Origin of the sequence: Nocardioides sp. J9, from assembly GCF_007829375.1 — a bacterium.
Taxonomy (GTDB): Bacteria; Actinomycetota; Actinomycetes; order Propionibacteriales; family Nocardioidaceae; genus Nocardioides.
In genome coordinates this window covers 4,791-29,424 of sequence record NZ_VLJQ01000067.1, presented here as the reverse complement: position 1 = coordinate 29,424, position 24,634 = coordinate 4,791, and the positions used below count along the sequence as shown (strand labels likewise).

Annotated in this window: 27 protein-coding genes and 1 pseudogene; 6 read left to right on the top strand and 22 right to left on the bottom strand. The window is 73.0% G+C overall.

Features of this window, described 5'->3' with window-relative positions:
- Nucleotides 1-6: 6 nt before the first annotated feature.
- The 7 genes from rnc to L615_RS10115 form a co-directional block, all read right to left on the bottom strand.
- Nucleotides 7-732, bottom strand: a complete 726-nt coding sequence (gene rnc, locus L615_RS10145) for a ribonuclease III (protein ID WP_145725003.1) — start codon at nt 730-732, stop codon at nt 7-9.
- A 31-nt stretch (nt 733-763) separates the two neighbouring features.
- Complete coding sequence (rpmF, locus tag L615_RS10140; RefSeq protein WP_028655951.1) at nt 764-949, bottom strand: 50S ribosomal protein L32; 186 nt, start codon at nt 947-949, stop codon at nt 764-766.
- 43 nt (nt 950-992) lie between these two features.
- A complete protein-coding gene (locus L615_RS10135) occupies nt 993-1,547 on the bottom strand; it encodes a DUF177 domain-containing protein (protein WP_186449816.1) in 555 nt (184 codons plus the stop codon).
- Nucleotides 1,548-1,628: 81 nt separating this feature from the next.
- Nucleotides 1,629-2,117, bottom strand: coding sequence for a pantetheine-phosphate adenylyltransferase (gene coaD / locus L615_RS10130; RefSeq protein ID WP_145724992.1), 489 nt, complete (start codon nt 2,115-2,117; stop codon nt 1,629-1,631).
- On the bottom strand, nt 2,114-2,725 hold the full coding sequence (gene rsmD, locus L615_RS10125; RefSeq protein WP_036517970.1) for a 16S rRNA (guanine(966)-N(2))-methyltransferase RsmD: 612 nt from the start codon (nt 2,723-2,725) through the stop codon (nt 2,114-2,116). Before rsmD ends, coaD begins: the two co-directional genes overlap by 4 nt.
- 10 nt (nt 2,726-2,735) lie before the next feature.
- On the bottom strand, nt 2,736-4,976 hold the full coding sequence (locus L615_RS10120) for an ATP-dependent DNA helicase RecG (RefSeq protein WP_261376629.1): 2,241 nt from the start codon (nt 4,974-4,976) through the stop codon (nt 2,736-2,738).
- Between the two features lie 25 nt (nt 4,977-5,001).
- Nucleotides 5,002-6,771 carry a DAK2 domain-containing protein gene (locus L615_RS10115; RefSeq protein WP_232221784.1) on the bottom strand — a complete coding sequence of 590 codons (1,770 nt, stop codon included), beginning with the start codon at nt 6,769-6,771 and terminating at the stop codon, nt 5,002-5,004.
- A 145-nt stretch (nt 6,772-6,916) separates the two neighbouring features.
- Between L615_RS10115 and rpmB the strand changes: the two genes are divergently transcribed.
- A complete protein-coding gene (gene rpmB, locus L615_RS10110) occupies nt 6,917-7,102 on the top strand; it encodes a 50S ribosomal protein L28 (protein WP_028655946.1) in 186 nt (61 codons plus the stop codon).
- A gap of 64 nt (nt 7,103-7,166) precedes the next feature.
- Here the strand turns inward: rpmB and L615_RS10105 are convergent, their stop codons facing one another.
- Both L615_RS10105 and L615_RS10100 read right to left on the bottom strand, forming a co-directional pair.
- Nucleotides 7,167-7,796, bottom strand: coding sequence for a methyltransferase (locus tag L615_RS10105; RefSeq protein ID WP_145724990.1), 630 nt, complete (start codon nt 7,794-7,796; stop codon nt 7,167-7,169).
- 35 nt (nt 7,797-7,831) lie between these two features.
- Nucleotides 7,832-8,812, bottom strand: a complete 981-nt coding sequence (locus L615_RS10100) for a thiamine-phosphate kinase (RefSeq protein WP_145724989.1) — start codon at nt 8,810-8,812, stop codon at nt 7,832-7,834.
- 151 nt (nt 8,813-8,963) lie between these two features.
- On the opposite strand from L615_RS10100, the gene L615_RS10095 reads away from it, so the two are divergent.
- Entirely contained in the window at nt 8,964-9,197 is a 234-nt protein-coding gene (locus L615_RS10095) for an Lrp/AsnC family transcriptional regulator (RefSeq protein ID WP_198020224.1), read from the top strand.
- Between the two features lie 2 nt (nt 9,198-9,199).
- Nucleotides 9,200-9,682, top strand: a complete 483-nt coding sequence (locus tag L615_RS10090; RefSeq protein ID WP_051485842.1) for a DUF3515 family protein — start codon at nt 9,200-9,202, stop codon at nt 9,680-9,682.
- Between the two features lie 27 nt (nt 9,683-9,709).
- Here L615_RS10090 and L615_RS10085 read toward each other — a convergent pair whose 3' ends face one another.
- Entirely contained in the window at nt 9,710-10,834 is a 1,125-nt protein-coding gene (locus L615_RS10085) for a D-alanine--D-alanine ligase family protein (RefSeq protein ID WP_028655942.1), read from the bottom strand.
- A gap of 24 nt (nt 10,835-10,858) precedes the next feature.
- Between L615_RS10085 and L615_RS10080 the strand changes: the two genes are divergently transcribed.
- On the top strand, nt 10,859-11,938 hold the full coding sequence (locus L615_RS10080) for a PLP-dependent aspartate aminotransferase family protein (protein WP_028655941.1): 1,080 nt from the start codon (nt 10,859-10,861) through the stop codon (nt 11,936-11,938).
- A 3-nt stretch (nt 11,939-11,941) separates the two neighbouring features.
- Here the strand turns inward: L615_RS10080 and L615_RS10075 are convergent, their stop codons facing one another.
- The 8 genes and pseudogenes from L615_RS10075 to L615_RS10045 form a co-directional block, all read right to left on the bottom strand.
- Nucleotides 11,942-12,616: a response regulator transcription factor gene (locus tag L615_RS10075; protein WP_028655940.1), complete on the bottom strand. Its 675-nt coding sequence runs from the start codon at nt 12,614-12,616 to the stop codon at nt 11,942-11,944.
- The gene (locus L615_RS10070; protein WP_186449814.1) at nt 12,613-13,806 is read right to left on the bottom strand and encodes a sensor histidine kinase; all 1,194 of its coding nucleotides are present in this window, start codon (nt 13,804-13,806) and stop codon (nt 12,613-12,615) included. The genes L615_RS10075 and L615_RS10070 overlap by 4 nt, the downstream gene beginning before the upstream one ends.
- A gap of 53 nt (nt 13,807-13,859) precedes the next feature.
- Complete coding sequence (locus L615_RS10065) at nt 13,860-14,816, bottom strand: D-alanine--D-alanine ligase (RefSeq protein WP_028655938.1); 957 nt, start codon at nt 14,814-14,816, stop codon at nt 13,860-13,862.
- Complete coding sequence (gene alr / locus L615_RS10060; protein ID WP_261376628.1) at nt 14,813-15,655, bottom strand: alanine racemase; 843 nt, start codon at nt 15,653-15,655, stop codon at nt 14,813-14,815. The genes L615_RS10065 and alr overlap by 4 nt, the downstream gene beginning before the upstream one ends.
- A 130-nt stretch (nt 15,656-15,785) precedes the next feature.
- A pseudogene (locus L615_RS23795) lies at nt 15,786-16,037 on the bottom strand (alanine racemase); the annotation flags it as partial.
- On the bottom strand, nt 16,034-16,657 hold the full coding sequence (locus L615_RS10055; RefSeq protein WP_145724987.1) for a M15 family metallopeptidase: 624 nt from the start codon (nt 16,655-16,657) through the stop codon (nt 16,034-16,036). The gene L615_RS10055 and the pseudogene L615_RS23795, both read right to left, overlap by 4 nt.
- A 311-nt stretch (nt 16,658-16,968) precedes the next feature.
- The gene (locus L615_RS10050; protein ID WP_051485841.1) at nt 16,969-17,973 is read right to left on the bottom strand and encodes an NAD(P)H-dependent glycerol-3-phosphate dehydrogenase; all 1,005 of its coding nucleotides are present in this window, start codon (nt 17,971-17,973) and stop codon (nt 16,969-16,971) included.
- Between the two features lie 2 nt (nt 17,974-17,975).
- On the bottom strand, nt 17,976-18,725 hold the full coding sequence (locus tag L615_RS10045; protein WP_232221783.1) for a 1-acyl-sn-glycerol-3-phosphate acyltransferase: 750 nt from the start codon (nt 18,723-18,725) through the stop codon (nt 17,976-17,978).
- A gap of 87 nt (nt 18,726-18,812) precedes the next feature.
- Between L615_RS10045 and cofC the strand changes: the two genes are divergently transcribed.
- Nucleotides 18,813-19,436 carry a 2-phospho-L-lactate guanylyltransferase gene (gene cofC / locus L615_RS10040; RefSeq protein WP_028655934.1) on the top strand — a complete coding sequence of 208 codons (624 nt, stop codon included), beginning with the start codon at nt 18,813-18,815 and terminating at the stop codon, nt 19,434-19,436.
- An 82-nt stretch (nt 19,437-19,518) separates the two neighbouring features.
- Here the strand turns inward: cofC and L615_RS10035 are convergent, their stop codons facing one another.
- From L615_RS10035 to leuC, 4 genes are all read right to left on the bottom strand, one after another.
- The gene (locus L615_RS10035; RefSeq protein WP_145724986.1) at nt 19,519-20,148 is read right to left on the bottom strand and encodes an HU family DNA-binding protein; all 630 of its coding nucleotides are present in this window, start codon (nt 20,146-20,148) and stop codon (nt 19,519-19,521) included.
- A 177-nt stretch (nt 20,149-20,325) separates the two neighbouring features.
- Nucleotides 20,326-22,281 carry an LTA synthase family protein gene (locus L615_RS10030; RefSeq protein WP_145724985.1) on the bottom strand — a complete coding sequence of 652 codons (1,956 nt, stop codon included), beginning with the start codon at nt 22,279-22,281 and terminating at the stop codon, nt 20,326-20,328.
- Nucleotides 22,282-22,345: 64 nt separating this feature from the next.
- Complete coding sequence (gene leuD, locus L615_RS10025; RefSeq protein WP_028655931.1) at nt 22,346-22,951, bottom strand: 3-isopropylmalate dehydratase small subunit; 606 nt, start codon at nt 22,949-22,951, stop codon at nt 22,346-22,348.
- 11 nt (nt 22,952-22,962) lie between these two features.
- Nucleotides 22,963-24,375, bottom strand: coding sequence for a 3-isopropylmalate dehydratase large subunit (gene leuC, locus L615_RS10020; protein WP_145724984.1), 1,413 nt, complete (start codon nt 24,373-24,375; stop codon nt 22,963-22,965).
- Between the two features lie 100 nt (nt 24,376-24,475).
- On the opposite strand from leuC, the gene L615_RS24170 reads away from it, so the two are divergent.
- Nucleotides 24,476-24,634, top strand: a 159-nt coding sequence (locus L615_RS24170) for a helix-turn-helix domain-containing protein (RefSeq protein ID WP_261376630.1), incomplete at its 3' end; no start/stop codon positions are given.

Sequence of the window (24,634 nt, the reverse complement as noted above, 5' to 3'; positions counted from 1 at the left end):
CCGGGGTCAGCTGCCGGCGGACAGCGGCTTGCCGTCGGAGTCGAGGCCCAGGGAGGCGGCGATCTCGCCGTACGCCGTCTCGGCGGCGCCCTGCTCGGCCTCCTTCTTCGACCGGCCGTGGCCGTTGCCGTAGAGCTTGTCGCCGACGCGCACCTGGGCGGTGAAGGTCTTCATGTGGTCGGGGCCGTCGTCCTCGATGACGTACTCCGGGACACCCAGGCCCTGGTCGGCGGAGAGCTCCTGCAGGGAGGTCTTCCAGTCGAGACCGGCGCCGAGCGCCGAGGCGGCCTCGATCAGCGGGTCGAAGAGGCGGTGCACGACGGCCGCGGAGACCTCGATGCCGCCGCTGAGGTGGATCGCGCCGATCACGGCCTCGACCGTGTCGGACAGGATCGACGCCTTGTCCCGGCCGCCGGTGGCCTCCTCGCCGCGGCCCAGCTTGATGTGGGCGCCGAGACCGATCTGGCGGGCGACGCCGGCGAGGGCGCGGGCGTTGACGACGGCCGCGCGCAGCTTGGCCAGCCGGCCCTCGGAGAGGTCCGGGTGGCTCAGGTAGAGGGTCTCGGTGACGACGACGCCGAGCACCGAGTCACCGAGGAACTCCAGCCTCTCGTTGGTCGGAAGACCACCGTTCTCGTAGGCGTAGGAGCGGTGCGTCAGGGCGCGCTCGAGCAGCTCGGGGTCCAGCGTGGGGTCCCCGAGCGCTCGGCGCAGCTCGTCGTAGGCGGTGATGCTTCCGACCCTGACGTGAGGTGGTGCCGGGTCAGAGGACCTGGCGGCGGTCGGCGCGCGCGCCGTACTGGCCGCAGGTGCCGCAGGCACGGTGCGGCAGGTGCTTGGCGCCGCAGGCCGGGTTGGCGCAGGTCACCAGCGACGGGGCGACAGCCTTCCACTGCGAGCGACGGTGACGCGTGTTGCTGCGCGACATCTTCCGCTTCGGAACAGCCACTGTCTTCTCCTTGGTTCGGGGAGCGCTCGGGACGAGCGCTTCGTCAGTCCGTGGGGTCTTGGTCGAGCTCGGCCAGCTTCGCCCACCGCGGGTCGATCGCAGCCTCGTGCGTGTGGTCCGGGTCGTCCGCGAGCCGCACACCGCACTCGGTGCACAACCCGGGACAGTCGTCCTGGCACAAGGGCTGGAACGGCAGTGCGAGCACCACCGCGTCCCGCAGCAGCGGCTCCAGGTCGACCAGGTCGTCCTGCAGCATGCTGACCTCGTCGTCCTCCTCGGCTCCCTCGGCGTCACGGATGTCGTCGTAGACGAACAGCTCCTGGAACGTCACCTCGAGGTCTTCTCGGATCGGTTCCAGGCACCGCACGCACTCACCCTCCAGCGCGGCCGAGGCCGAACCGGTGACGAGCACGCCTTCCATGACCGCCTCCAGGCGCAGGTCGAGCTCGACCGGCGCGCCCTCGGGGACGGAGAGGACTTCGATGCCCAGATCTGCCGGGGCCGGCACTGTCCGCGACACCTGACGCTGGGACCCCGGGCGGCGTCCGAGCTCGCGAGTATCGAGCACGAGCGGCGCTCTCGGGTCCAGGCCGTTCAGGGGATCACTTCCAGGTCCGGGCACAACAGATCGGAGCAATCGTAGTGGCGCGCCTGTGACGGTTCCAAATCACTCACCGGGTCACTCCCCCGTCCTGGCGGCCAGCCGCGCCGTCAGGCGGGCGTGCACGGTGGGCGGGACCAGGCCGGAGATGTCACCGCCGAGGGAGGCGACCTCCTTGACCAGGCTGGACGACACGTAGCCGAGGCTGGCCGTCGTGGGGACGAAGACGGTCTCGACGCCGGTCAGGTGGGCGTTCATCTGCGCCATCGGCAGCTCGTACTCGTAGTCGTTGCCGCCGCGCAGGCCCTTGACGATGGCCTGGGCACCGATCTCCCTGCAGAAGTCGACGATCAGGCCGGTGAAGCCCATCACCGTGACGTTCGGCAGGTCGGCGCACGCCTCGCGCAGCATCTCCAGCCGCTCCTCGGGGTCGAAGAGCCGCGACTTCGAGATGTTGGTCCCGGTGGCCACGACCAGCTCGTCGAAGAGCGCCGAGGCCCGCCGGAAGATGTCGACGTGGCCGTTGGTCACCGGGTCGAAGGAGCCGGGGCACACCGCGCGCGTCATGGGGCGAGGCTATCGGTCGCCGTGTCGACGCTCTCCCCGGCCGCCTCGGCCAGCCACAGGTGGGTCTCGCCGTACTTCTTCAGCCGCCGCTTGCCGGGCAGCGGCTCGAGGCCGTCGGGCCAGGCCGGCTCCGGGCTGCGCCGCGAGCGCTCGACGACGACCAGGGCGCCGTCGGCGAGCCAGCCGTGCGCGACGAGGGCAGCGAGGTCCGCCGCGACGGCGTCGTCGGCGAGCGGGTACGGCGGGTCCGCGAAGACGATGTCGTACGGCGACCGGGCGGGCTCGGCGAGCACGCTCGCCACCGACCTGGCCACGACCTCGGCGACGTCGCAGCCGACGCTGCGGGCGTTGGCGCGGACCAGGTCGGCCGTGCGCCGGTCCGCCTCGACCAGGGTCACGGCCGCCACGCCGCGCGACCACGCCTCGAGCCCGATGGCGCCGGAGCCGGCGTACAGGTCGAGGAAGCGCAGGTCGTGCAGGGAGCCCGCCCACGCCTCGACGGCGGAGAACAGCGCCTCGCGCACGCGGTCGCTGGTCGGGCGGGTCTGCTCGCCCTTCGGGGTCTGCAGGCGGCGCCCGCCTGCGACCCCGGCGATGATCCGGGTCACCCGGGCCTCCTCAGGACTTGTCCACGAAGCCGGCCAGCTGGGACCGCTCGAGCTCGGTGACGGCGGCGGCGAGGCCGGGCGCCTGGGCCAGGTCGGGGCTCGCGTCGAGCAGGCCCTCGGCGGCCGCGCGCGCCTCGACGATGGTGTCCTCGTCGCGCAGCACGCGGAGGTTCTCCAGGCTGGAGCGGCGACCGGCCTGCGAGGCGCCGAGGACGTCGCCCTCACGGCGCATCTCGAGGTCGACGCGACTGAGCGCGAAGCCGTSGGTGGTGCTGGCGACGGCCTCCAGCCGCTCGCGGGCCGGCGACTCGGCGTCGGTGTGCGTGACGAGCAGGCACAGGCCGGGCAGGCCGCCACGGCCGACGCGGCCGCGCAGCTGATGGAGCTGGGAGACGCCGAACCGGTCGGCGTCGAGGATCACCATCGCGGTGGCGTTGGCGACGTCGACGCCGACCTCGATGACGGTGGTGGACACGAGGACGTCGACCTCGCCGGCCGCGAAGGCCCGCATGGTCGCGTCCTTCTCGTCGGCCGGGAGCCGGCCGTGGAGCCGGGCGATGCGCAGGCCCTCGAGCGGTCCGCTGCCGAGGCGCTCGACGACCTCCTCGACCGCGGCGGCCTTGCCGGGCGGCAGGACCGCGGTGCCGGCGGTGTCGCCCTCGTCGTCCGCGAGCCGGTCGACGGCGTCGACCTGGCCGGCCTCCGCCTCGTCGCCGGAGATCCGGGGGCACACGACGTAGACCTGGTGCCCCTTGCCGACCTCCTCGCGCACCCGCTCCCACACCCGGCTGATCCAGCCGGGGTGGTCGGCGAGCGGGACCACGTTGCTCTGGATGGGCGCGCGCCCGGCAGGCAGCTCGGTCAGCGTCGAGGTCTCGAGGTCGCCGAAGACCGTCATCGCGACGGTGCGCGGGATCGGGGTCGCGGTCATCACCAGCAGGTGCGGCGGCGTGGCGGCCTTGTCGGTGAGGGCCGCGCGCTGCTCGACGCCGAAGCGGTGCTGCTCGTCGACGACGACCAGCCCGAGGTCGGCGAAGGAGACCTGGTCCTCCAGCAGGGCGTGGGTGCCGATGACGATCCCGGCCTCGCCGCTGGCGATCCGGGACAGCGGGGCCGTGCGCTGGGTCTTGCCCATCGAGCCGGTGAGCAGCTCGACGCGGGTCCCCTCCCCCGAGCCGAAGATCGTGCCACCCTCGGCGAGGTCGCCGAGCATGCCGACGATCGAGCGGTGGTGCTGCTGGGCGAGGACCTCGGTGGGTGCGAGCAGCGCGGCCTGCCCGCCGGAGTCGACGACGCGCAGCATCGCGCGCAGCGCGACCAGCGTCTTGCCGGAGCCGACCTCGCCCTGGAGCAGCCGGTTCATCGGGTGCGGCTGGGCGAGGTCCTGCTCGATCTCCTTGCCGACGGCCGCCTGGCCGGCGGTGAGCTCGAACGGCAGCAGCAGGGCGCCGTCGCCGCCGTCGCGGGCCGTCGCGCCCCGCGCCCGCACGGCGCGGCGACGCCGACCGAGCACGAGCTGGGTGACCAGGGCCTCCTCGAAGCGGAACCGGTGGTGCGCCCGGGCGACCTGCTCGCGGGTCTCGGGGCGGTGGACCCACTCGTAGGCGGTCTCGATGTCGATGACGTCGTACTCGTCACGGAGGGGGGCGGGCAGCACCTCCTCGACGCCCTCGACCACGGAGCGGGCGAACTTCACCGCCCGGGCGACGTCCCAGGTCTGCAGCCCCTTGGTGAGCGGGTAGATCGGGTAGAGCTCGCCGAACTCCAGCACCTCCTGCACGGCACTGTCCTCGCCCTCGTCGCCCATGCCGAAGATGCTCAGCTGGGGGTTCGTGAGCTGCCACTGGTCGCGGAAGCGGTCGGCCTTGCCCAGGAACACACCGCGGTTGCCCACGGCGACCCGCGACGCGTGCCACTCGGCCGTGCGGCGGTTGGAGCCGAAGAAGGTCATCCGCAGGCTCGGGCCGCCGGTGCGCAGCATCGCCTCCACGCGGAAGGCCGTGCGGCCGGTACGACGGTCCTGGTGGGACCGGATCACGCAGTCCTCGATCTCGCCCACCACGCACAGCAGCTGGCCGATGCGCAGGTCGGACACCCGGGTCAGCGACCCGGTCTCGAGGTAGCGCCGCGGGAAGTGGTGCAGCAGGTCGCCGACCGTCTGCAGGCCGAGCCCGTCGGCGAACCTCTTGCGCTGCGCGGGCTTCGCGGCACCGAGGACCGCGGTCAGCGGGGAGTCGAGCGTGATCGCCACGGGTGGGTGTCTCCTGCGGTTCGGGTCATTCGACGGACAGCAGCAGCGGGTAGCGCTGCTGGCCTCCGTCGTACACCACGACGTCGACATGGGGGTGGTGCTCCTCGACCCACGCCGCGGCCTGGTCGGCCAGCCCGGCACCGTCGACGCCAGCCACGATCGTGACCAGCTCSCCGCCCGCGGCCAGCAGGCGGTCGAGGACGATGAGGGCGACCGCGCCGAGGTCGTCGCCGACCACCGCGAAGTCGCCTGCGATGACACCCAGCGCGTCGCCGGGCTCGCACGGGCCGGCCATGGTCATCGCCTGCTTCGCGGCGACCGTGACGGCGCCGTGGCGCACGTGGCGGGCCGTCGCGGTCATCTCCGTGACGTCCTGGTCGAAGCCGCGGCCGGGCTCGTGGACGGCCAGCGCGGCCAGGCCCTGCACCTGGGCGTGGGTCGGGATCACCGAGACCCGCATCCCGCGGGCGCCGTGGTCGGCCTCGGCCGTGCTGGCGGCGGCGTGGGCGGCGCGGACGGTCGGCTCGTCGTTCGGGAGCACGACGACCTCGCGCGCCCCGCAACCGGTGATCGCCTCGAGCAGCTCGCCCGTGGACGGGCGGCGCCCCGGACCACCCTGGACGACGACCGCGCCGGCCTCCTCGAAGAGCGACGCGAGGCCGGGGCCGGCGGCGACGGCGACCACCCGGCGCCCGGCGAGCGACGCCGGTGCGGGCGCGTCGTCGTCGCGCCCGTGCCCGTGGCCGTGGCCGTGGCCGTGCTCCTGGCCCGCGCGGGCGACCTGCTCGGCGAAGTGGGTGACCCGGATCCGGTGCGGCCGGCCGTGGTCGAGCCCGGCCTCGATCGCCGCGCCGACGTCGTCGGTGTGCACGTGGACGTTCCACAGGCCCTCGCCGCCGACGACGACGACCGAGTCGCCGAGCTGGCCGAGGCGGGTGCGCAGCAGGGCCGCGGTGTCGCCGGTGTCCCCCGTGCCTTTCGTGCCTCCCGTGCCCGTCGTGTCGAGGAGGTACATGACCTCGTACGCCGGGCCGTCCTCGCAGAGGTCGCCGCCGGCCGTCGCAACCTGCGGGACCGGGATCACGTGGCTGCCGAGCGGGGCGGTGACCGGGATCGGCCGGCGTCCGGTCAGGACGTTCTCCGCCGCGTCCAGGATCACCGAGAGCCCGCGACCGCCGGCGTCGATGACGCCGGCCTGGGCGAGCACCTCGAGCTGCTCGGGGGTGTGGCCCAGCGCCTCGCGCGCGGCCGCGGCCGCGGTGGTGAAGACGTCGGCGGTGCGCGCACCGGGCCGGGCAGCACACTCGAGCGCGGCGTCCGCCGCGGCCCGGAGCACGGTCAGCATCGTGCCCTCGACCGGCTCCCCCACCGCGGCGTAGCTGGCGTCGGCGGCCATCCGCAGCGCGTCGGCGACCACGGCGGCGTACGCCTCCTCGGCGTCGGCGGTGGCGATCCGGCGGGCGGAAGCACCGATCATCTCGCTGAGGATCACCCCGGAGTTGCCGCGGGCGCCGAGGAGCGCGCCCCGGCCCAGCGCGTGCAGCACGTCGGCCCGGTCGGCGTCGGGCGCGGCCTGCGCCTCCCGCACGGCGTCCCGGGCGGCGACGAGGGTGAGGTACATGTTCGTGCCGGTGTCCCCGTCGGGCACCGGGAAGATGTTGAGCGCGTCGATCTCCTCGCGGGCCTCGGCCAGCGCGTCGACGGCGATGTCGACGAAGCGGACGACGGTCTCCAGGGTGACGCCCTGGTCCTGCTGCCCCCCGCCGGGCACCCCGGTCGTCGTCACTCCCTCCACCGGGGTCACGATAGTGGTCGGGCCTCGGCCTCCGTCGATTTCGGTCGCCGGACCTTCCTCGGCTATCCTCATCAGGTTGCCTGAAGCGCCGTCCGCGCGCGGGCCGACCGACTTAAGCAAGCTGACGCGATCTCAGGAGTTACCCATGGCCGCCGTGTGCGACATCTGCGACAAGAAGCCGATCTTCGGCAACAACCGGCCGTGGTCGCGCAAGATCACCAAGCGCCGCTTCGACCCCAACATCCAGCGGGTGCGCGCCGTCGTCAACGGCACCCCGAAGCGGCTCAACGTGTGCACCGGCTGCATCAAGGCCGGCAAGGTCTCGCGCTGACCTCAGTCTTCTGCTGACCCGTCGCCCCTCAGGGGCGACGGGTCAGTGCTTTTTCCAGCGTTCCTCAGCGCTGCAGCAGCAGGACCAGCCCGCGCCCCGGCTCGGCCCGGGCGTCGGTCGCGCGCAGGGTCGCGGGCAGCTGGTCGCGCACCGTGCGGGCCTGCTCCAGGGAGCCCAGCTGCAGCAGCGCCGCCCCCTCGGGGTGCAGGTGCCGGTCGATGGTCCACACGCACTCGCGCGCCAGCCCCAGCCCGTCGGGGCCGCCGTCGATCGCCAGGACCGGGTCGGCCGGGAAGCAGACCAGCTGCTCGCTGCGCACCCACGGCGGGTCCGCCATGATCAGCGGGTAGACCTCGTGGCCCGGCAGCGTGCTGATCGCGGTGTTGCGTACCTCGACCTGGTCGGCCAGGCCGGCCGCGCGGGCGTTGAGCGTGGCGTAGCCGCAGGCGATGGGGTCGACGTCGACGCACACCAGTCGGCGGTCGGTGTCGTGCACCGTGAGCAGCCCGATGTGCCCGGCGCCGCTGCACAGCTCGAGCACGGGACCGTCGGGGACGTCCTCGAGGAGCTCGCGCGCCCAGTACGACTGCAACGTCGTCCAGGTGCGCGGCTCGAGGACGCGCTCGTCGTAGGTGATGGTCAGCGGGCCGAAGGACAGCGTCCGGAGGGCGAGCGCGAGCTGGGCGTGGTCCATGACCGCCCGTTACCCGTGCGGCGGCGGGGCAGCCCTCAGAAGTGCGACCACCCGGTCGGGCCGTCGTACGACGCCCCGTCGACCGTGACCCGCGGGTCGCCCTCGACCGGGGCCGGTCCGACCGATCCGATGCGGGCCCAGCCCTCGGGCAGCGCGGTGCCGGCCGGGAAGGTGGCGAGCAGGGAGTGGTCGTCCCCGCCGCCGAGGATGAACGTCATCGGGTCGGCACCGAGGGCCTGCCCGACCGCGAGGAGCGGCTCGGGGACCTCGAAGGAGGCCGTGGTGACGTCGATGGAGACGCCGGAGTCCTCGGCGAGGTGCAGCGCTTCGGCGAGCAGGCCGTCGGAGATGTCGATCATCGACGTCGCGCCCGCCTCCGCCGCGACCTGGCCGGCGTCGTAGGGCGGCTCGGGGCGGCGGTAGGCCTCGACCAGCACCCGGGGCGAGCGGAAGCCCCGCCCGAGGACGGCGAGCCCGCCGGCCGCCCAGCCCTGGCGGCCGCAGATCGCGAGCACGTCGCCGGGGGCCGCACCGGACCGGAGGACGGGCGAGACGGTGCACGCCCCGATCGCGGTGACCGAGACGACGACCTGGTCCGCGCGGCTGACGTCGCCGCCGACGAGTCCGGCGCCGACCTTGGCGCACTCCTCGGCGAAGCCGCGGGTGAAGTCGAGGGCCCAGCCGGCCGGGAGGTCCGCCGGTCCGGCGAGGGCGACCGTCATCCACTGCGCGCGCCCGCCCATCGCGTTGATGTCCGAGAGGTTCTGCGCGGCGGCGCGGGCGCCCACGTCGGCAGCCTCGGCCCAGTCGCGCCGGAAGTGGCGGCCTTCGACCATCACGTCGGTGGAGACGACGACGTGGCCCTTGCGCACCCGCATCACCGCCGCGTCGTCGCCGGGGCCGACCAGCACGTCCTCGCCGGGCGCCGTCGCGGCGACGAGCTCGCCGATCCGTCCGATGAGGCCGAACTCGCCGAGCTCGGCGAGGGTCGCGTCGCGGTCGGTGCCCGAAGTCATGTCCCCATCCCACCAGACGGTGGCGGCCGGGCTGCACCGCACTCGCTGGTTGCCCTCGCTGGTTGCCCTCGCTGGTTGTCGGTGTCGCGCCGGATCGCGGTAGGTTGAGGCGTTCCCACCCGACCATCCAACGAAGGGGGCGTGACCCATGGTGGTTCAGGCCTACATCCTCATCCAGACCGACGTCGGCAAGGCTGCGGAGGTCGCGCGCGAGGTCGGCAACATCAAGGGCGTCACCCTGGCCGAGGATGTCACCGGCCCCTACGACGTGATCGTCCGCGCCGAGGCCCGCAACGTCGACGAGCTCGGCAAGCTGGTCGTCTCGAAGGTGCAGAACCTCGAGGGCATCACCCGCACCCTGACCTGCCCGGTCGTCCACATCTGACCGTGCCACGCCCTGCGGCGGCGCTCCTGTCGCTGCTGGCGCTCTCCCCCGCGCTCGCCGCGTGCGGCGGTCCCGTGGAGGTCGACGTCCCGTCGATGACCGACGCCGACCGCGCCACCTGTGACGCGTTCACCGCGGACCTGCCGGACACCCTGGCCGAGCAGGAGCGGGTGGAGATCGACCCCGCGGACGCACCCGCCGCGGCGTTCGGCGACCCGGCGGTCGTCGTACGGTGCGGCGTGGCGGAGCCGGAGGACTTCGACCTCGCCTCCTCGTGCGAGCTGGCCAACGGCGTCGGCTGGTTCATCCCCGTCGAGCAGTACGACGACCAGGGGCTCGACCTCACCATCACCGCGGCCGGCTACCGGCCGCGGGTCGAGGTCGTGGTGCCGGCGGACTACCGGCCCAGCGGGGGCGCGGCCGTGATGTCCGCGCTGGCGCCGCTGGTCGAGGAGCACCTCACGCTCGTCGAGGCCTGCGACTAGCCTCTCGGCGCGAGCTCCGGCACGGCGTCAGCGAAGGCCGGTGCCCCGGTTGAGCGCCAGCGTCAGCAGGCGGTCGACGAGCTCGCCGTAGGGCACGCCCGTCGCGGCCCACATCTGCGGGAACATCGACAGCGGCGTGAACCCGGGCATGGTGTTGAGCTCGTTGACCACGAGCGAGCCGTCGGGCATGAGGAAGAAGTCGACGCGGGCCAGGCCCTCGCAGCCGGCGACGCGGAACGCCTGCGCCGCGAGGTCCTGCATCCGCAGCCGGGTGTCCTCGTCGAGGACGGCCGGCACGTCGAGCTGGGTGGCCTCCTCGGGGAGGTACTTGGCCTCGAAGTCGTAGAACTCGTGGTCGCCGGTGATCCGGATCTCTGCGGGGACGCTGACCTCGACGGACCCGTCGAGGTCCTCCAGGACGCCGCACTCGATCTCGCGGGCGCCCTCGGCGGAGACCTCGATGATCACCTTCGGGTCGTGCTGGAGCGCGCCCTCGACCGCGTCCGCGAGCTCCTCGCGGGCGTGCACCTTGGCGATGCCGATGCTGGAGCCGCCGCGGGCGGGCTTGACGAACAGCGGGTAGCCGAGCTCCTCGCAGCGCGCCTGGACCGCGACCTGCTGGTCGGCCCACTCCCGCGCGGTGGTCGTGGTGCCGGGCATGACCGGCAGGCCGGCCGCCTGCAGCGCGACCTTCATGAACGCCTTGTCCATGCACAGCGCCGAGGCGAGCACGCCGGAGCCGACGTAGCGCACGTCGCTCATCTCGAGCAGGCCCTGGATGGTGCCGTCCTCACCCCAGGGGCCGTGCAGCAGCGGGAAGACCACGTCGACCTCCCCGAGCGCCCGCGGCGGCGCGGACGCCTCGCTGACGACCAGCTCCGCGCCGGCGGTCGTGCGCGACAGCGACACGGCGGCCCGGTCACCGTCGACCGAGGGCAGCTGCCCGGGGCCGGTGATCCGGTGCCGGGAGGGGTCGTCGGCCTCCAGCACCCAGCGGCCGTCGGTGGCGATGCCGATCGGGATCACGTCGTACTTGTCACGGTCGATCGCCTGCAGCACGCTGCCCGCGGTGACGCAGGAGATGGCGTGCTCGCTGGAGCGGCCGCCGAAGACGACGGCGACGCGGACACGGCGGCCAGTGGGTGCGTTCATCGCGGATGACCCTACCTTTGGGGCATGTCCCCCTCCACGCTGCGCCCCGCCACCGTCGCCGTGACCGCCGGTCGTCCGCCGCACGAGCCCGACCAGCCGCTCAACGTGCCGATCACGATGACGTCGACCTATGTCGCGACGGGCGAGCTGGAGTACGCGCGCTTCGGGAACCCGACGTGGAGCGCGTTCGAGGAGGCGCTCGGCGCCCTCGAGGGCGGTCGTGCGCTGGCCTTCGCCTCCGGCATGGCAGCCGTCACCACGTTGCTGGACCTGGTCGGGCAGGGCAGCAGCGTGATCGCGCCCCGGCACGCCTACAACGGCACCATCGCCGCCCTCGCCGACGCGGAGTCCCGCGGCCGGTTGCGCGCCAACCTGGTCGACATCACCGACACCGCAGCGGTCGTGCAGGCGATGCAGGACGACGAGGACTGCGCCTTCCTGTGGCTGGAGTCGCCGACGAACCCGGCGCTCGAGGTCTGCGACGTCACGGCGCTGGCCGCGGCCGCCCACGAGCTCGGCATCCGCGTCGTGGTCGACAACACCTTCGCCACTCCCCTGCTGCAGAAGCCGCTGGCCGACGGCGCGGACATCGTCGTGCACTCGGCGACGAAGTACATCGCCGGCCACAGCGACGTGCTGATGGGCGCGATCGTGGTGGACGACGACGAGGTGCACGACGCGCTCAAGGCCCGCCGCGGCCTCGCCGGCTCGACGCCGGGCCCCTTCGAGGTGTGGCTCGCGCTACGCGGCTTGCGCACCCTGCACGTGCGCCTGGAGCGGGCGCAGGCCAACGCGGCCGAGCTGGCCCGGCGCCTGGCGGAGCACCCGGCCGTCGCCGAGGTCCGCTACCCCGGCTTCGGCGCCATCGTCGCGCCGGTGCTCGCCGGCGGCGCCGACGCCGGCGACTTCCTGGTCCGGGCGACCTCGCTGTGGGTCCACGCGACCTCGCTCGGCGGCGTCGAGTCCACCTTCGAGCGGCGCCGCCGGTGGAAGATGGAGGCGCCGACGATCCCCGACGGCCTGGTCCGGCTGTCCGTCGGCATCGAGGACGTCGAGGACCTCTGGGACGACCTCGTGCAGGCGCTGGACCGGATCGACGCCTGAGCGTCAGTCCACGAGCCCGTGCTCGTGGGCGAAGACCACGATCTGCACGCGGTCGCGCAGGTCCAGCTTGCGCAGGATCGCGCCGACGTGGGTCTTCACCGTCGACTCGCTGAGGAACACCTGGCCGGCGATCTCCTGGTTCGACAGCCCGCGGGCGACGGCGGCGAACACCTCGCGCTCCTTCTCCGTCAGGGCGAGGTACGACGACGGCGGCTGCACCGGCGCCCGGAACTGCGCGTCCAGCAGGGTCGACAGGTCGGCCGGCGCGAGCACGGCGTTGCCCGCGTGCACGGTGCGGATGGCGTCGCGCAGCATCAGCGGGGTGGTGCCCTTGAGCAGGAACCCGCTGGCGCCGTACCGGATCGCCGTGGCGGCGCGGTCGTCGAGGTTGAAGGTCGTCAGCACGACGACGCGGACCGGCCGCTCACGGCGGGCCGCGCGGTCGGGCAGGAAGATCTGCCGGGTCGCCTCGACGCCGTCCATCTCCGGCATGCGGATGTCCATCAGGACCACGTCGGGCTGGAGCTCGTCGACGAGGCGGACGGCCTCGATGCCGTCGGCGGCACCGCCGACGACCTCCATCCCCTCCTGGGCGTCGATGATGACGCGCACGCCCTCGCGGAAGAGCTCCTGGTCGTCCACCAGGAGCACCCGGATCGGCTCGCCGGGACCGGTCATCGCGCCCTCACCGGGACCCAGGCGGTGGCGGTGAAGCTCGGCGGGTCGGCGCGGCGGCGCACGTCGAGGTGGCCACCGACGGCCTCGAGCCGGCGGCGCATGCCGTCGAGCCCCTGGCCGGTGCCGTCGGCCGGCGGAGCGTCGTCGGGCACGGCGTTGCGGACCTCCATCCGCAGGTCCCCCTCCCAGTGTCGTTCGACGTGGACCGGCCGGTCGCGCCGGCCGTGCTTGATCGCGTTGGTCAGCATCTCCTGCAGCACCCGGAACGCGACGACCTCGAGCTCGGGCGGCAGCGGCTGGGCGGTGCCCACCTCGCTGACGACCACCTCGTGGCCGCCCGCGCGCACGCCGTCGACGAGGCTGTCGAGGTCCGCCTGCCGCGGCGCCGCCGCCTGCTGCCCGGCGGTGGAGGCGAGCACCTGCCGGACGTCCTCGAGCGAGGAGCGCGCGGACGTCGCGATGGTGGCCAGCGTGGCCTTGAGCCGGGCCGGGTCGCTGTCGTCGAGGTACTGCGCCGACTCGGCCTGGGCGAGGATCACCGCCAGCGAGTGGCCGACCACGTCGTGCACGTCGCGCGCGAGCTGGGCCTGGCCCTCGCGCAGGCGGGCGATCTCCTCGGCCTGGTCGCGCTCGGCCTCGGCGGCGACCTGCGAGCGCCTCGAGGCCTGCATCCGGACCGCGAAGCGCACGGCGAGGCCGATGCACCACGGCAGCACCAGGAAGGCGATGCCGAGCAGGCCGGCCGTGACCCGCCACTCGTAGGGACCGCGGTCGTAGGCGTCGGCGGCGAGCTGTTCCGCGCCGAGCACGCGCAGCGCCTCGAAGAAGGCTTCCGGAGTGAGCCACACGACCGCGACCGCCGCGCTGACCGGGATCGACACGGCGCTGAGCCACACCGTGGGGAGGCGCCCCCACCGGGCGCAGCCGAAGGCGACGACCGCGAACAGCGCCTCGACCAGCAGCGGGTCGGTGCCGGTGACCACCTGCATCCCGCCGGCGAACCACGCGACGGCCAGCGCGGCACCGGGCAGCAGGCGGGTCAGCCCGACGGCGAGGGCGACGCAGATCACCAGCACGACCGGCGCCCAGGGCGACTCGTCGAAGAGCCGGCGGCCGACCTCGACCATGCCGAGGAACAGCACGGCCAGCCCGGCGAGCATGTCGGGCAGCCAGCGTCGTACGTCGACCAACGCCGGACCTCCTCGCGCTCTCGGTGGGGTGTGCGCCCGCAAGTCTTGCGCACTCATCTCCCGAGCGCGGCGCGGACCAGCTCGGCGAGGAGCTGCGGGTACGACATCCCGGCGGCCTCGAACATCCGCGGGGCCTGGGAGTGGGCGGTCATCCCGGGCATGGTGTTGACCTCGTTGAGCACCGGGCCGTCCTCGGTGAGGAAGAAGTCCACACGGGCGACACCGGCACAACCGAGCGCCTCGAACACCCGGACCGCCGCGTCCTCCAGCGCCTTGGCGTCACGCTCCTCGAGCGCGGCGGGGACCCGGAAGTCGGCGTGCCCGCCGTACTTGGCGTCGTAGTCGAAGAGGCCGTCGGCCACGATCTCCAGCGCGGGCGGCACGAGCAGGCTTCCGTCGGCCCGGCGCAGCACCGCCACGTCGACCTCCCGGCCGACGACGACGTCCTCGACCAGCGCCCGGTCGTCGAGCGCGAGGGCGACCTCGAGCGCGGGCCCGAGGTCCTCGGGTCGCTCGGCCAGGCTGACGCCCTGGCTGGAGCCGGCCGCGACCGGCTTGACCACGACGGGCCGGGTCCACTGCAGGTGCCCGGCCGTGGCACGGGTGACGAGGACACCCGGCGCGGTGGCGATGCCGATGGCGTCGGCGACGAGCTTGGTGGCCCACTTGTCCATCGCCAGGGCGCCGGGCCGGACGCCGGACCCGACGTAGGGCAGCCCGGCGAGCTCGCACAGCGCGGCGAGGGCGCCGTCCTCGCCGCGCGGGCCGTGCACGGCGGGGAAGACGACGTCGCAGCCGCGCAGCACCTGGGCCGCGCCGCTGAGGCCGATCGGCCGGCCGCCGCGGTCGCGCCACGTGCCGTCGCGGCCGATCGTCAGCGGCACCACCTCGAACTCGTCCGCGGGCAGCGCCGCGGCGACGGACGCAGCCGAGGCGAGGGAGACCTCGTGCTCGCAGCTCTGGCCGCCGCCGATGACGGCCACCCTCGTCCTGCTCGTCCTGGTGCTCATGCCGAGCACCCCGCCAGCTCCGGCAGGCGGCGCGCGGCGAGCACGCGGCGCGGCACCCGGGCGCCGATGCCGGTGACCAGCTCGTGCTCGATCGTGCCCGACCACGCGGCCCACTCCGCGACGGTCGGCTCCCCCGCGCCGCCGGGCCCGAACACCGTCACCGGTGCCCCGGGGCCGACGCCCGGCACGCCGTCCGCACCGAGGTCGACGACGGCCTGGTCCATCGAGATCCGCCCGACGAGCGGGCGACGCACTCCCCCGACCAGCACCTCGGCGCGGCCGGACGCGACGCGCGGCAGGCCGTCGGCGTACCCGAGGGGCACGAGGCCGAGGTACGTCGTGCGGCTGGTCCGGTGCGCGTGGCCGTAGCCGACGGGCGTTCCGGCGCGGACCCGGCGCACCTGCACCAGCGGCGCGGTGAGCGTCATCGCCGGCGCCAGCGGCGTGGTGCGGGAAGGGTCGATGCCGACGAGGCCGGCTCCCACGCGGCTCATCGTGTGGTGGCTGCGCGGGTCGGTGAGCGTCGCCGCCGTCGCCGCGAGGTGGCGCTGGCGCGGGCGCAGCCCGGTGGACCGGGCGACCTCGAGGGCCCAGGCGAAGCGGGTGCGGGCGCGGGCGTTGCACGGGTCCGCGGGGTCGTCCGCGCAGCCGAGGTGGCCCATCACGCCGGCGACCTCGATGCGGCCGTACTGCTCGCCGCGCCGTGCGGCACGGCACAGTGCCGCCCACGCGGACGGCTCCGCGCCGTCGCGGGCCATGCCGGCGTCGACGTGCAGGTGGACCCGCAGCCGCGTGGCGGTGCGGCCGGCGGCGTCGACGGGGTTGAGCCAGCTCAGCACCGGCGCCGCGANCGCCGCGCCGTGCGGCACGGCACAGTGCCGCCCAGGCGGCCACCGACACCGCGCTGAGGTGCTCGAGGCTCGGGACGGCGACGTCGACGCGCAGCCGCGCGGCGGTGGCGAAGTCGGCGTCGACGGGGTTGAGCCAGCTCAGCACCGGCGCCGCGATGCCGGCCTCCCGCAGGGAGACGGCCTCAGCGAGGCTGGTGACGCCCAGCCGGGTCGCACCGTTGGCGAGGGCGGTGCGGGCGACGTCGACCGCACCGTGGCCGAACCCGTCGGCCTTCACCACGGCCATCAGCTCGCCGGTGGCGCGCTCGGCCAGGAGGCGGGTGTTGCGGGCGACCGCGTCGAGGTCAACCGTCAGCTCGGACGTGCTCATGCCGCCACCGCCAGCGCGACCGGCCCGTAGACCGAGGCCGGGGCGCCGGTGACGAGCGCCCAGTAGCGGTCGCCCCAGCTCCAGTGCCACCACTCGGTCGGGTAGTTCACGAGCCCCTGCGAGCCGAGCACGCGAGCGAGCAACGTGCGGTGTTCCCGGGCGTCCTGGCCGATCCCCGCGGCGGAGAACCAGCAGCGACCGTCGCTCTGCTCGGGCGTCGCGTCGATCGGCGTGCCCAGGTCGAGCTCGTCGCCGCACACGTCGACGAGGGTCAGGTCGACGGCCGCCCCGGCCACGTGGGGGGCCACGTCCACCGGCGACACGAACCGGCTGGTGAGCCGCTCCAGCACGTCGTCCCCGGCGTCGGGGTGCAGCGCCCGCAGCTCGGCGGAGTACGACGCGATGATCACGCGCTGCTGCTCGACGGGCCGGTGCCCCTCCACCACGCGCAACCGCACGCCGCGCGGCAGCAGGCGGTCGGCGGCCACGAGGCGGTCGGCGAGGCCGCTGCGGACCAGGGCTCCGGCGGGTGAGATGTCGTGCGGCAGCCGGACCAGCGGCTCGCCGCACTCCTCGACGGGCACGGCACGGACCCGGGGGTCGGACAGGAGGATCGTCATGCCGGCAACGCTAGGAACCAGCGCCCCTGCCCGGCCTCCACCTGAGGTGCCGACCGGCTGTCCTCAGGTACCGCGCAGCGGACCGACCTGTCGACAGACCAGCCAGCTCCGGCCGGTCCGGGGCTGTCGGCCATCGCGGGAATCGTGAACGCCGGAGCGGAGGGAGCGACGAAGGAGCGACCGGAGCGCAGGGGGCACGACTTGCCGCGCGCCGACTGGCTTGCCGCCAGGCGGACGGCACCACCTACGCGAGGCAACTGCGCGCGCGGCAGCGTGGCGCGAGGGACGAGCGACGCGCTCGCGCCATCAGTTCAGGACAGCTCGGCCTTGGTGTCGCGGTTGATGAACGCCTTCATCAGCTGGGCGGTGGTGAGCCGGCCCTGCACGACCTCGTCGACGGCGTCGACGATGGGGGCGTCGACACCGGCCTGGGCGGCGAGGGCCCGCAGCGAGGAGCAGGACTTGGCACCCTCGGCGACCTGGCGGGTGGAGGCGTAGATCTCCTCGACGCTCATGCCCTGGCCGAGCTTCTCGCCGAAGGTGCGGTTGCGCGAGAGCGGCGAGGAGCACGTGGCGACGAGGTCGCCGAGGCCGGCCAGGCCCATGAGGGTGAGCGGGTTGGCACCCTGGTTCATCGCGAGCCGCGCGGTCTCGGCGAGGCCGCGGGTGATGAGCGAGGCCGTGGTGTTGTCGCCGAAGCCGAGGCCGACGGCCATGCCGACGCAGAGCGCGACGACGTTCTTGTAGGCGCCGCCGAACTCGCAGCCGAGGACGTCGACGCTCGTGTACGGGCGGAACGCGGGGGTGTGCACCCGCTGCTGCAGCGCGGTCGCGACGGACTCGTCGGCGCAGGCGACGACCGAGGCGGCCGGCTCGCGGCGGGCGATCTCGCGGGCGAGGTTGGGGCCGCTGACGACGGCGATCCGGTTGTCGGGCACGTCGCCGACCTCGGCGATCACCTGCGACATCCGCTTGAGGCTGCCGAGCTCGACGCCCTTCATCAAGGACACCAGCACGGCGTCCTTCTCGACGTACGGCAGGAAGGTCGGCAGGTTGTCGCGCAGCGACTGCGACGGCACGGCGAGCACGACGACGTCGGCGCCCGCCAGGGCGCGCTCGGGGTCGGTGGTGGAGCTGATGGTGCGCGGCAGCTCGATGCCCGGCAGGTAGTCGGTGTTCTCGTGCCCGTCGTTGATGGCGGTCGCGACGTCCTCGCGGCGCGCCCAGACGGTGACGTCGTTGCCGGCGTCGGCGAGCACGATGGAGAAAGCCGTCCCCCAGGAGCCGGCGCCGAGCACCGCGACCTTGTTGCCCATGCTCACGCCTTCTTCTGCTGCTTCTGCTTCTTGAACCGGTCGCCGCGGACGGCCATGTCGTAGCGCTCGGCAGGTGCCTGCTCTCCGCGGACGAGCTCGAGCTGGTGGGTGATCGCGTCCATGATCCGCTCCGTCGCCTCGTTGACGACGGCGGTCGTGCGCTCCTTCGCCCTGAGGTCCTCGAGCTCCACGGGCGGGCCCACGCGCATCACGATCTTCTTGCGGGGCACCGGGTGCGGGTTCTTCGTGTACGGCGCCAGCAGCTCCTGCGCGCCCCACTGGCCGACGGGGATGACCGGGCAGCCGGTCTCGAGGGCGATCCTGGCCGCGCCCGACTTGCCCTTCATCGGCCACAGGTCGGGGTCGCGGGTGATCGTCGCCTCGGGGTAGATCACGACGCACTGGCCGTTGCGGACCGCCTCGACGGCGGCGGCGTACGCACCGACGGCGTCCCGGGTCTCCCGCTTCACCGGGATCTGCCCCGCACCGCGCAGGAAGAAGCCGAGGGCCTTGTTGTCGAAGAGGCCCGACTTGGCGAGGTACCGCGGCTTGTGGCCGTGGTCGTAGACCAGGTGCGCCGCGGTGAGCGGGTCGACGTGCGAGATGTGGTTGAGCGCGATGATGAAGCCTCCCGAGACCGGGATGTGCTCACCGCCGATCCACTCGCGCTTCGTCGTGGCCTTGAGCAGGGGCTTGATGATGGGGACGGCGATGTTGAAGGCCCACCCCCGCTTCTCCTGCAGCTTTCTCACCGTCACGAGGATGCAGGCTACCCGCTGGCCACCCCGGTGACGGCGCCCCTCGGTCGCGGGACGGGAATCGGCTGGGAGGATGGGCCCGTGGTCGCACGTCCGGGTTCCTTCGCCGTGGTCCTCCCGGTGAAGTCCCCGGGGACCGGCAAGTCGCGCCTGTCCGCGCTCCCCGACGACGCCCGGCGCCGCCTGGCGGCGGCCTTCGCCGTCGACGCCGTGGCCGCGTGCCGGGCGACCCCGGAGGTCGGCCTCGTGGTCGTGGTGAGCGACGACGACGCCTTCGCCGCGTCGCTGGCCGGCGACGTGGTGGTGGCGAGCGCCGACCCGGGCGAGGGCCTGAACGGCGCCCTGCGCCACGGTGCGCGGGTCGCCCGGGAGGTCGCGCCCGGGCTGCGGCCCGCGGCCCTGCTCGCCGACGTCCCCGCCCTCTCCCCCGGCGACCTGTCGACCGCGCTCCAGCACGCGCTGGCGCAGGACGTGCCGTGCTTCGTGGTCGATGCCGATGGCACCGGCACGACGCTCTACACCGCGCCCCCGGCGCTCTTCGACCCGCGCTTCGGCGAGGGGTCGGCGCGGGCCCACCACGACGCGGGGGCCCGACCGGTGCCCGGTGACCTGGTCACCCTGCGTCGCGACGTCGACGACCTCGACGGCCTCGCCGCCGCGGTGGCGCTCGGTGTCGGCACCGCGACAGCAGCCGCCTTGCCCTGATTCCCCCGCACCTGTGGGGAAATGCCGACCGGGCCGCCCCCCGTGAGGAGGACGGCCCGGTCGATGCGCTCGAAGCCGCGGACTACTTCTTCTTCGCGGTCTTCTTGGCCGGCGCCTTCTTGGCGGGGGCCTTCTTGGCGGGGGCCTTCTTGGCCGGAGCCTTCTTCGCGGGCGCCTTCTTGGCCGGAGCCTTCTTCGCGGGCGCCTTCTTGGCCGGAGCCGCCTTCTTGGCGGTCGTCGCCTTCTTGGCGGGGGCGGCCTTCTTCGTGGCCGTCGTGGTCTTCTTGGCCGCGGTCTTCTTGGCCGGAGCGGCCTTCTTCGCAGCGGCAGCAGCCTTCTTGGCCGGGGCGGCGGCCTTCTTGGCGGCGGTGGTCGCAGCCTTCTTGGCCGGAGCGGCAGCCTTCTTGGCGGGCTTCGGCAGGGCGGGGAGCTTCTTCGCGCCCGACACGACGTTCTTGAGGTCGGCGCCGGCGCTGAACTTCGGAACGGCCTTCTTCTTGGTCTTCACGCGCTCGCCGGTCTGCGGGTTGCGGACCCAACGGGCGTTGCGCACGGCCTTCTCGAAGGAACCGAAGCCCGTGATGGCGACCTTCTCGCCCTTCGCCACCTGACGGGTGATGGTGTCCAGCACCGCGTCGAGCGCGTGGGCCGCGTCCTTGCGGCTGCCGTCGAACCGGTCAGCCAGCGCATCGATCAACTGAGACTTGTTCACTACCTGTCCTTTCGAAACGCTCCGCCGTGGGGCGTTCCTTGGGCTTGCGGCCGAGCCCTCGCCCAGCCGTCCTTGCAGGGAACGCTAGGCATTACCGGACTCCCCCACAATCACCACGCCGCGCGTAATCGCCTTTTTTTCCGAGAATTGGCCCTATTCAGGCCATTTCCGGTCATTTCAGGGCGTCGAGCCGGGCCACAACGCGTCGAGCGCGAATCGTTCGCCGATGGAGAAGTCGTACTGCACGAGCCGCATGTCATCGAGCAGACGGCCCGTCCTGGCGTCGATCTGGCCCTCCTCGACGGGCTCCCCGGAGCCGCCGAGGAGGCGTCCCTGCTGGATCGCGCTGACGTGCCGGTGCACCTCGCGGAGCAGTGCGAGGTACGGCGGGACGGGGGCATCCGCGACGTCGTGCAGCAACGGCAGGAAGAAGGCGGGGCTCGTCACCGGCAGTGCCCGCGGCACGTTCTGGCCGGGCTGGTTGCTCCAGATGAAGAAGGGCGTGCGGTGCAGGGCCGTTCCCCCGTTGGCCTCCTTCACCGACGATCCGTAGATGCCGGGCAGGTGGTCGCCGTAGAACAGCACGATCGTCTTCTCCGGGCTGTCCTCGAGCTCGGCCAGGAAGTCGGCCAGTGCCTCGTCGGTGTGCTCCAACCCCCGTGCGTACTGGCCGATCCGGTCCTTCTCGCCGCCGCCGACACCACTGACCGGGACCGGGTCCTCGTAGTTCCCGTCGACGGGGATGTGGTTCTGCATCGTCACGAGGTTCACCAGCAAGGGCTTGTCGTGCCCGTCGATCTGCGCGAGCACCTCGTCGAACGCCGCGGCGTCCGAGATGTAGGGGTTGTCGTCGATCGTGCCGGTGCTGCGGATCGTCGTGTCGTGCACGAAGTCCTCGAAGCCGAAGCGCTCGTAGACCTGCTCCCGCTTGTACATCCCCACCCGGTAGGGGTGCACGGCGATCGCGTCGTGGCCGCGCGAGCGGAACCACCCGACGGCCGACGGGTAGTCGTCCTGCTCCGGCACGAGCATCTGGTACGGCGAGAGCATCTGCGGGCGGAAGAGGCCCAGGGACTGGCCGGTCAGCACCTCGAACTCCATGTTGGCGGTGCCGCCGCCGTACATCTGCGCGAGCATGTCGCCCGACGTCGTCTCCCGCATCACCGTACGGGTGCGGGGAATCGGGTCCCGCCCGAGCTCGAACCCCTCGAGGCTCGTGGGGTCGCTGAAGGACTCGCTGAGCACGAGCACGACGTTGACGTCGTCGAGGCTGCCGGTGCGCCCGGCGTTCACGCGCTCGGCCAGCGCCGTGTAGCGATCGGCGACGTCGGCCATCGTCGCGGCGTCGTACCCGCGGGGCTGCTTCATGGCGTCGATCGGCATGTTGAAGAGGAAGCCGCCCACGAAGCCGTTGGAGCGGTAGTTGGTCTTCTGGTTCCAGTAGCGCCAGTCGTTGCCGCGCAGCTCGTAGAGCCCGCGCCAGATGTTGCCGGGCTGGTTGAACTGCGCAGCCTGCGCGAGGAGCAGGACGGTCAGGAGCCCCACGCCGAGACGGGTCCCGAGCACGACGAGGAGGTGCCGGCGTGGCAGCGCCCGCAACCGCGGGCGGGGGTGGCGTCGCTCGATGCGGGTCACCAGCCAGGCCGCACCGACGAGGACCACGACGACCAGGAGGCCCGCGCCCACGAGCGCCGCCGGCGAGACCATCGAGGCGAGGAAGCCGGGCTCGCTGAGGAAGTCGCGGTCGCTGGGGTAGATCGGCTCCTCGCGGTACTGCATCTTCACGATGTTCGCGATCGCGAGCACGACGGTCGTGGTCAAGACGGCGGCGATCGCCCACGACAGCCGTCCGAGGACCGCCCAGAGGAAGCCGATGACCACCCACAGCACGAGGGTGTCGAGCCAGAACGCGCCGCTGTCGAGGAAGAGGTCCTTGAACCACCGCGGCATGAAGATGCCCAGGGTGCCGATCTCCAGCACCAGTGCCGAGAGCGCGGCCGCCTGCAGGCTGCCGAGCAGGCCGCGGCGCAGGACGGCGCCGAGCGACGGGGAGGACGGGTTGTCGACGACGACCTCGTCCGGGCTCCCGGGGTCCTCCGCCGCCCTCTCCTGGGGGGTGACGAAAGAGGGCACGAGGTGAACTCTAGATGTTCACCTCGTGCCCTCGCGTCAGGGTTTCCCCCGGTCCGTAGCGGGATCAGGCTCCCTGCGTGACCGGCTTCCAGCTCGGCCGACCAGCCTCGTACGCCGCGATGTCGTCGGCGTGGCCCAGGGTGATCCCGATGTCGTCGAGGCCCTCGAGCAGGCGCCAGCGGGTGTAGTCGTCGATCTGGAAGGTGTCCTCGATCGCGTCCGCGCCCTCGCCGGCACGCACGGTGCGGCTCTCCAGGTCGACGCTGACCTCGGCGCCCGGGTTGGCCTCGAGGTACTCCCAGAGCCGCTCGACGACCTTCTCGTCGACCTGCGCGGCGAGCAGCCCGGCCTTGCCGGAGTTGCCGCGGAAGATGTCGGCGAAGCGCGCCGAGAGGACGACCTTGAAGCCGTAGTTCTGCAGCGCCCAGACGGCGTGCTCGCGCGAGGAGCCGGTGCCGAAGTCGGGGCCGGCCACGAGGACCGAGCCGTTGGCGTACGGCTCCTTGTTGAGCACGAACTCCGGGTCGTTGCGCCAGGCCGCGAACAGCCCGTCCTCGAAGCCGGTGCGGGTCACGCGCTTGAGGTAGACGGCCGGGATGATCTGGTCGGTGTCGACGTTGCTGCGTCGCAGCGGGACGCCGACGCCGGTGTGGGTGGTGAACTTCTCCATCGGGATCCCTTTCAGACCGTGGCCGGCACGAGGTCGGCGGGCGAGGACAGCGTGCCGCGGATCGCGGTCGCGGCGGCGACCGGCACGGACACCAGGTGCGTGCGACCGCCCTTGCCCTGCCGGCCCTCGAAGTTGCGGTTGGACGTCGACGCGCTCCGCTCCTGCGGGGCGAGCTGGTCGGGGTTCATGCCCAGGCACATCGAGCAGCCCGCACCACGCCACTCGGCGCCGGCCTCGATGAAGACCTTGTCGAGGCCCTCCTCGATCGCCTGGTTGCGCACGCGAACCGAGCCCGGGACGACGAGCAGGCGCGTGCCCTCGGCGACCTTGTGGCCCTTGATGATGTCGGCGGCGAGGCGCAGGTCCTCGATCCGGCCGTTGGTGCAGGAGCCGACGAAGACCGTGTCGACCTTGATCTCGCGCATCGGCTGGCCGGCCTCGAGGCCCATGTACTCCAGCGCACGCTCGGCCGCGATGCGGTCGGAAGGGTCCTCGAAGTACGTGGGGTTCGGGACGGCGCCGCCCAGCGGCACGCCCTGGCCGGGGTTTGTGCCCCAGGTGACGAAAGGCGTCACGTCGGCCGCCTCGATCACGATCTCCTTGTCGAAGGTCGCGTCGGGGTCGGTCGCCAGGGTGCGCCAGTGCGCGACGGCCGCATCCCACTCGGCACCCTTCGGGGCCTCGGGCTTGTCCTTGATGTAGGCGAAGGTGGTGTCGTCCGGCGCGATCATGCCCGCCTTGGCGCCCCACTCGATCGACATGTTGCAGACCGTCATCCGGCCCTCCATCGAGAGCTCCTCGATGGCCTGTCCGCGGTACTCGACGATGTAGCCCTGGCCGCCGCCGGTGCCGGTCTGCGCGACCAGGTAGAGGATCAGGTCCTTGGCGGTGACGCCTGCCGGCAGGCTGCCGTTGACGGTCACGGCCATGGTCTTCGGCCGGGCCTGCGGCAGGGTCTGCGTGGCCAGGACGTGCTCGACCTCCGACGTACCGATGCCGAAGGCGATCGCGCCGAACGCGCCGTGCGTGCTGGTGTGCGAGTCACCGCACACGATGGTCATGCCGGGCTGGGTCAGGCCGAGCTGCGGGCCGACGACGTGCACGATGCCCTGCTCGACGTCGCCGAGCGGGTGCAGCCGGACGCCGAACTCCGCGGCGTTCTTGCGCAGCGTGTCGACCTGGGTCTTGCTCACCGGGTCGGCGATCGGCTTGTCCCAGTCGACCGTCGGGACGTTGTGGTCCTCGGTCGCCAGGGTCAGGTCCGGGCGACGCACCTTGCGACCGGCCAGGCGCAGGCCGTCGAACGCCTGCGGGCTGGTCACCTCGTGGATGAGGTGGAGGTCGATGTAGAGGAGGTCCGGCTCTCCCGGGGTCGACCGGACGACGTGCTCGTCCCACACCTTCTCCGCCAGGGTCCTGCCCATGACTCGCTCCTCCTCGTTCGGGTCGTTCCCGGCACCTCTGCCGGGAACCGTGAGCAAGCCTACGCTTGCATCCCAAGATCCGAGACGGCAGTATTGCCATATGGACAACTCGAGCGGCGTCGGAGTTCTCGACAAGGCGGCCCTGGTGCTGACGGCACTGGAGTCCGGCCCGGCCACCCTGGCAGGCCTCGTAGCGGGCACCGGCCTGGCCCGTCCCACGGCCCACCGCCTCGCGGTGGCCCTCGAGCACCACCGGCTC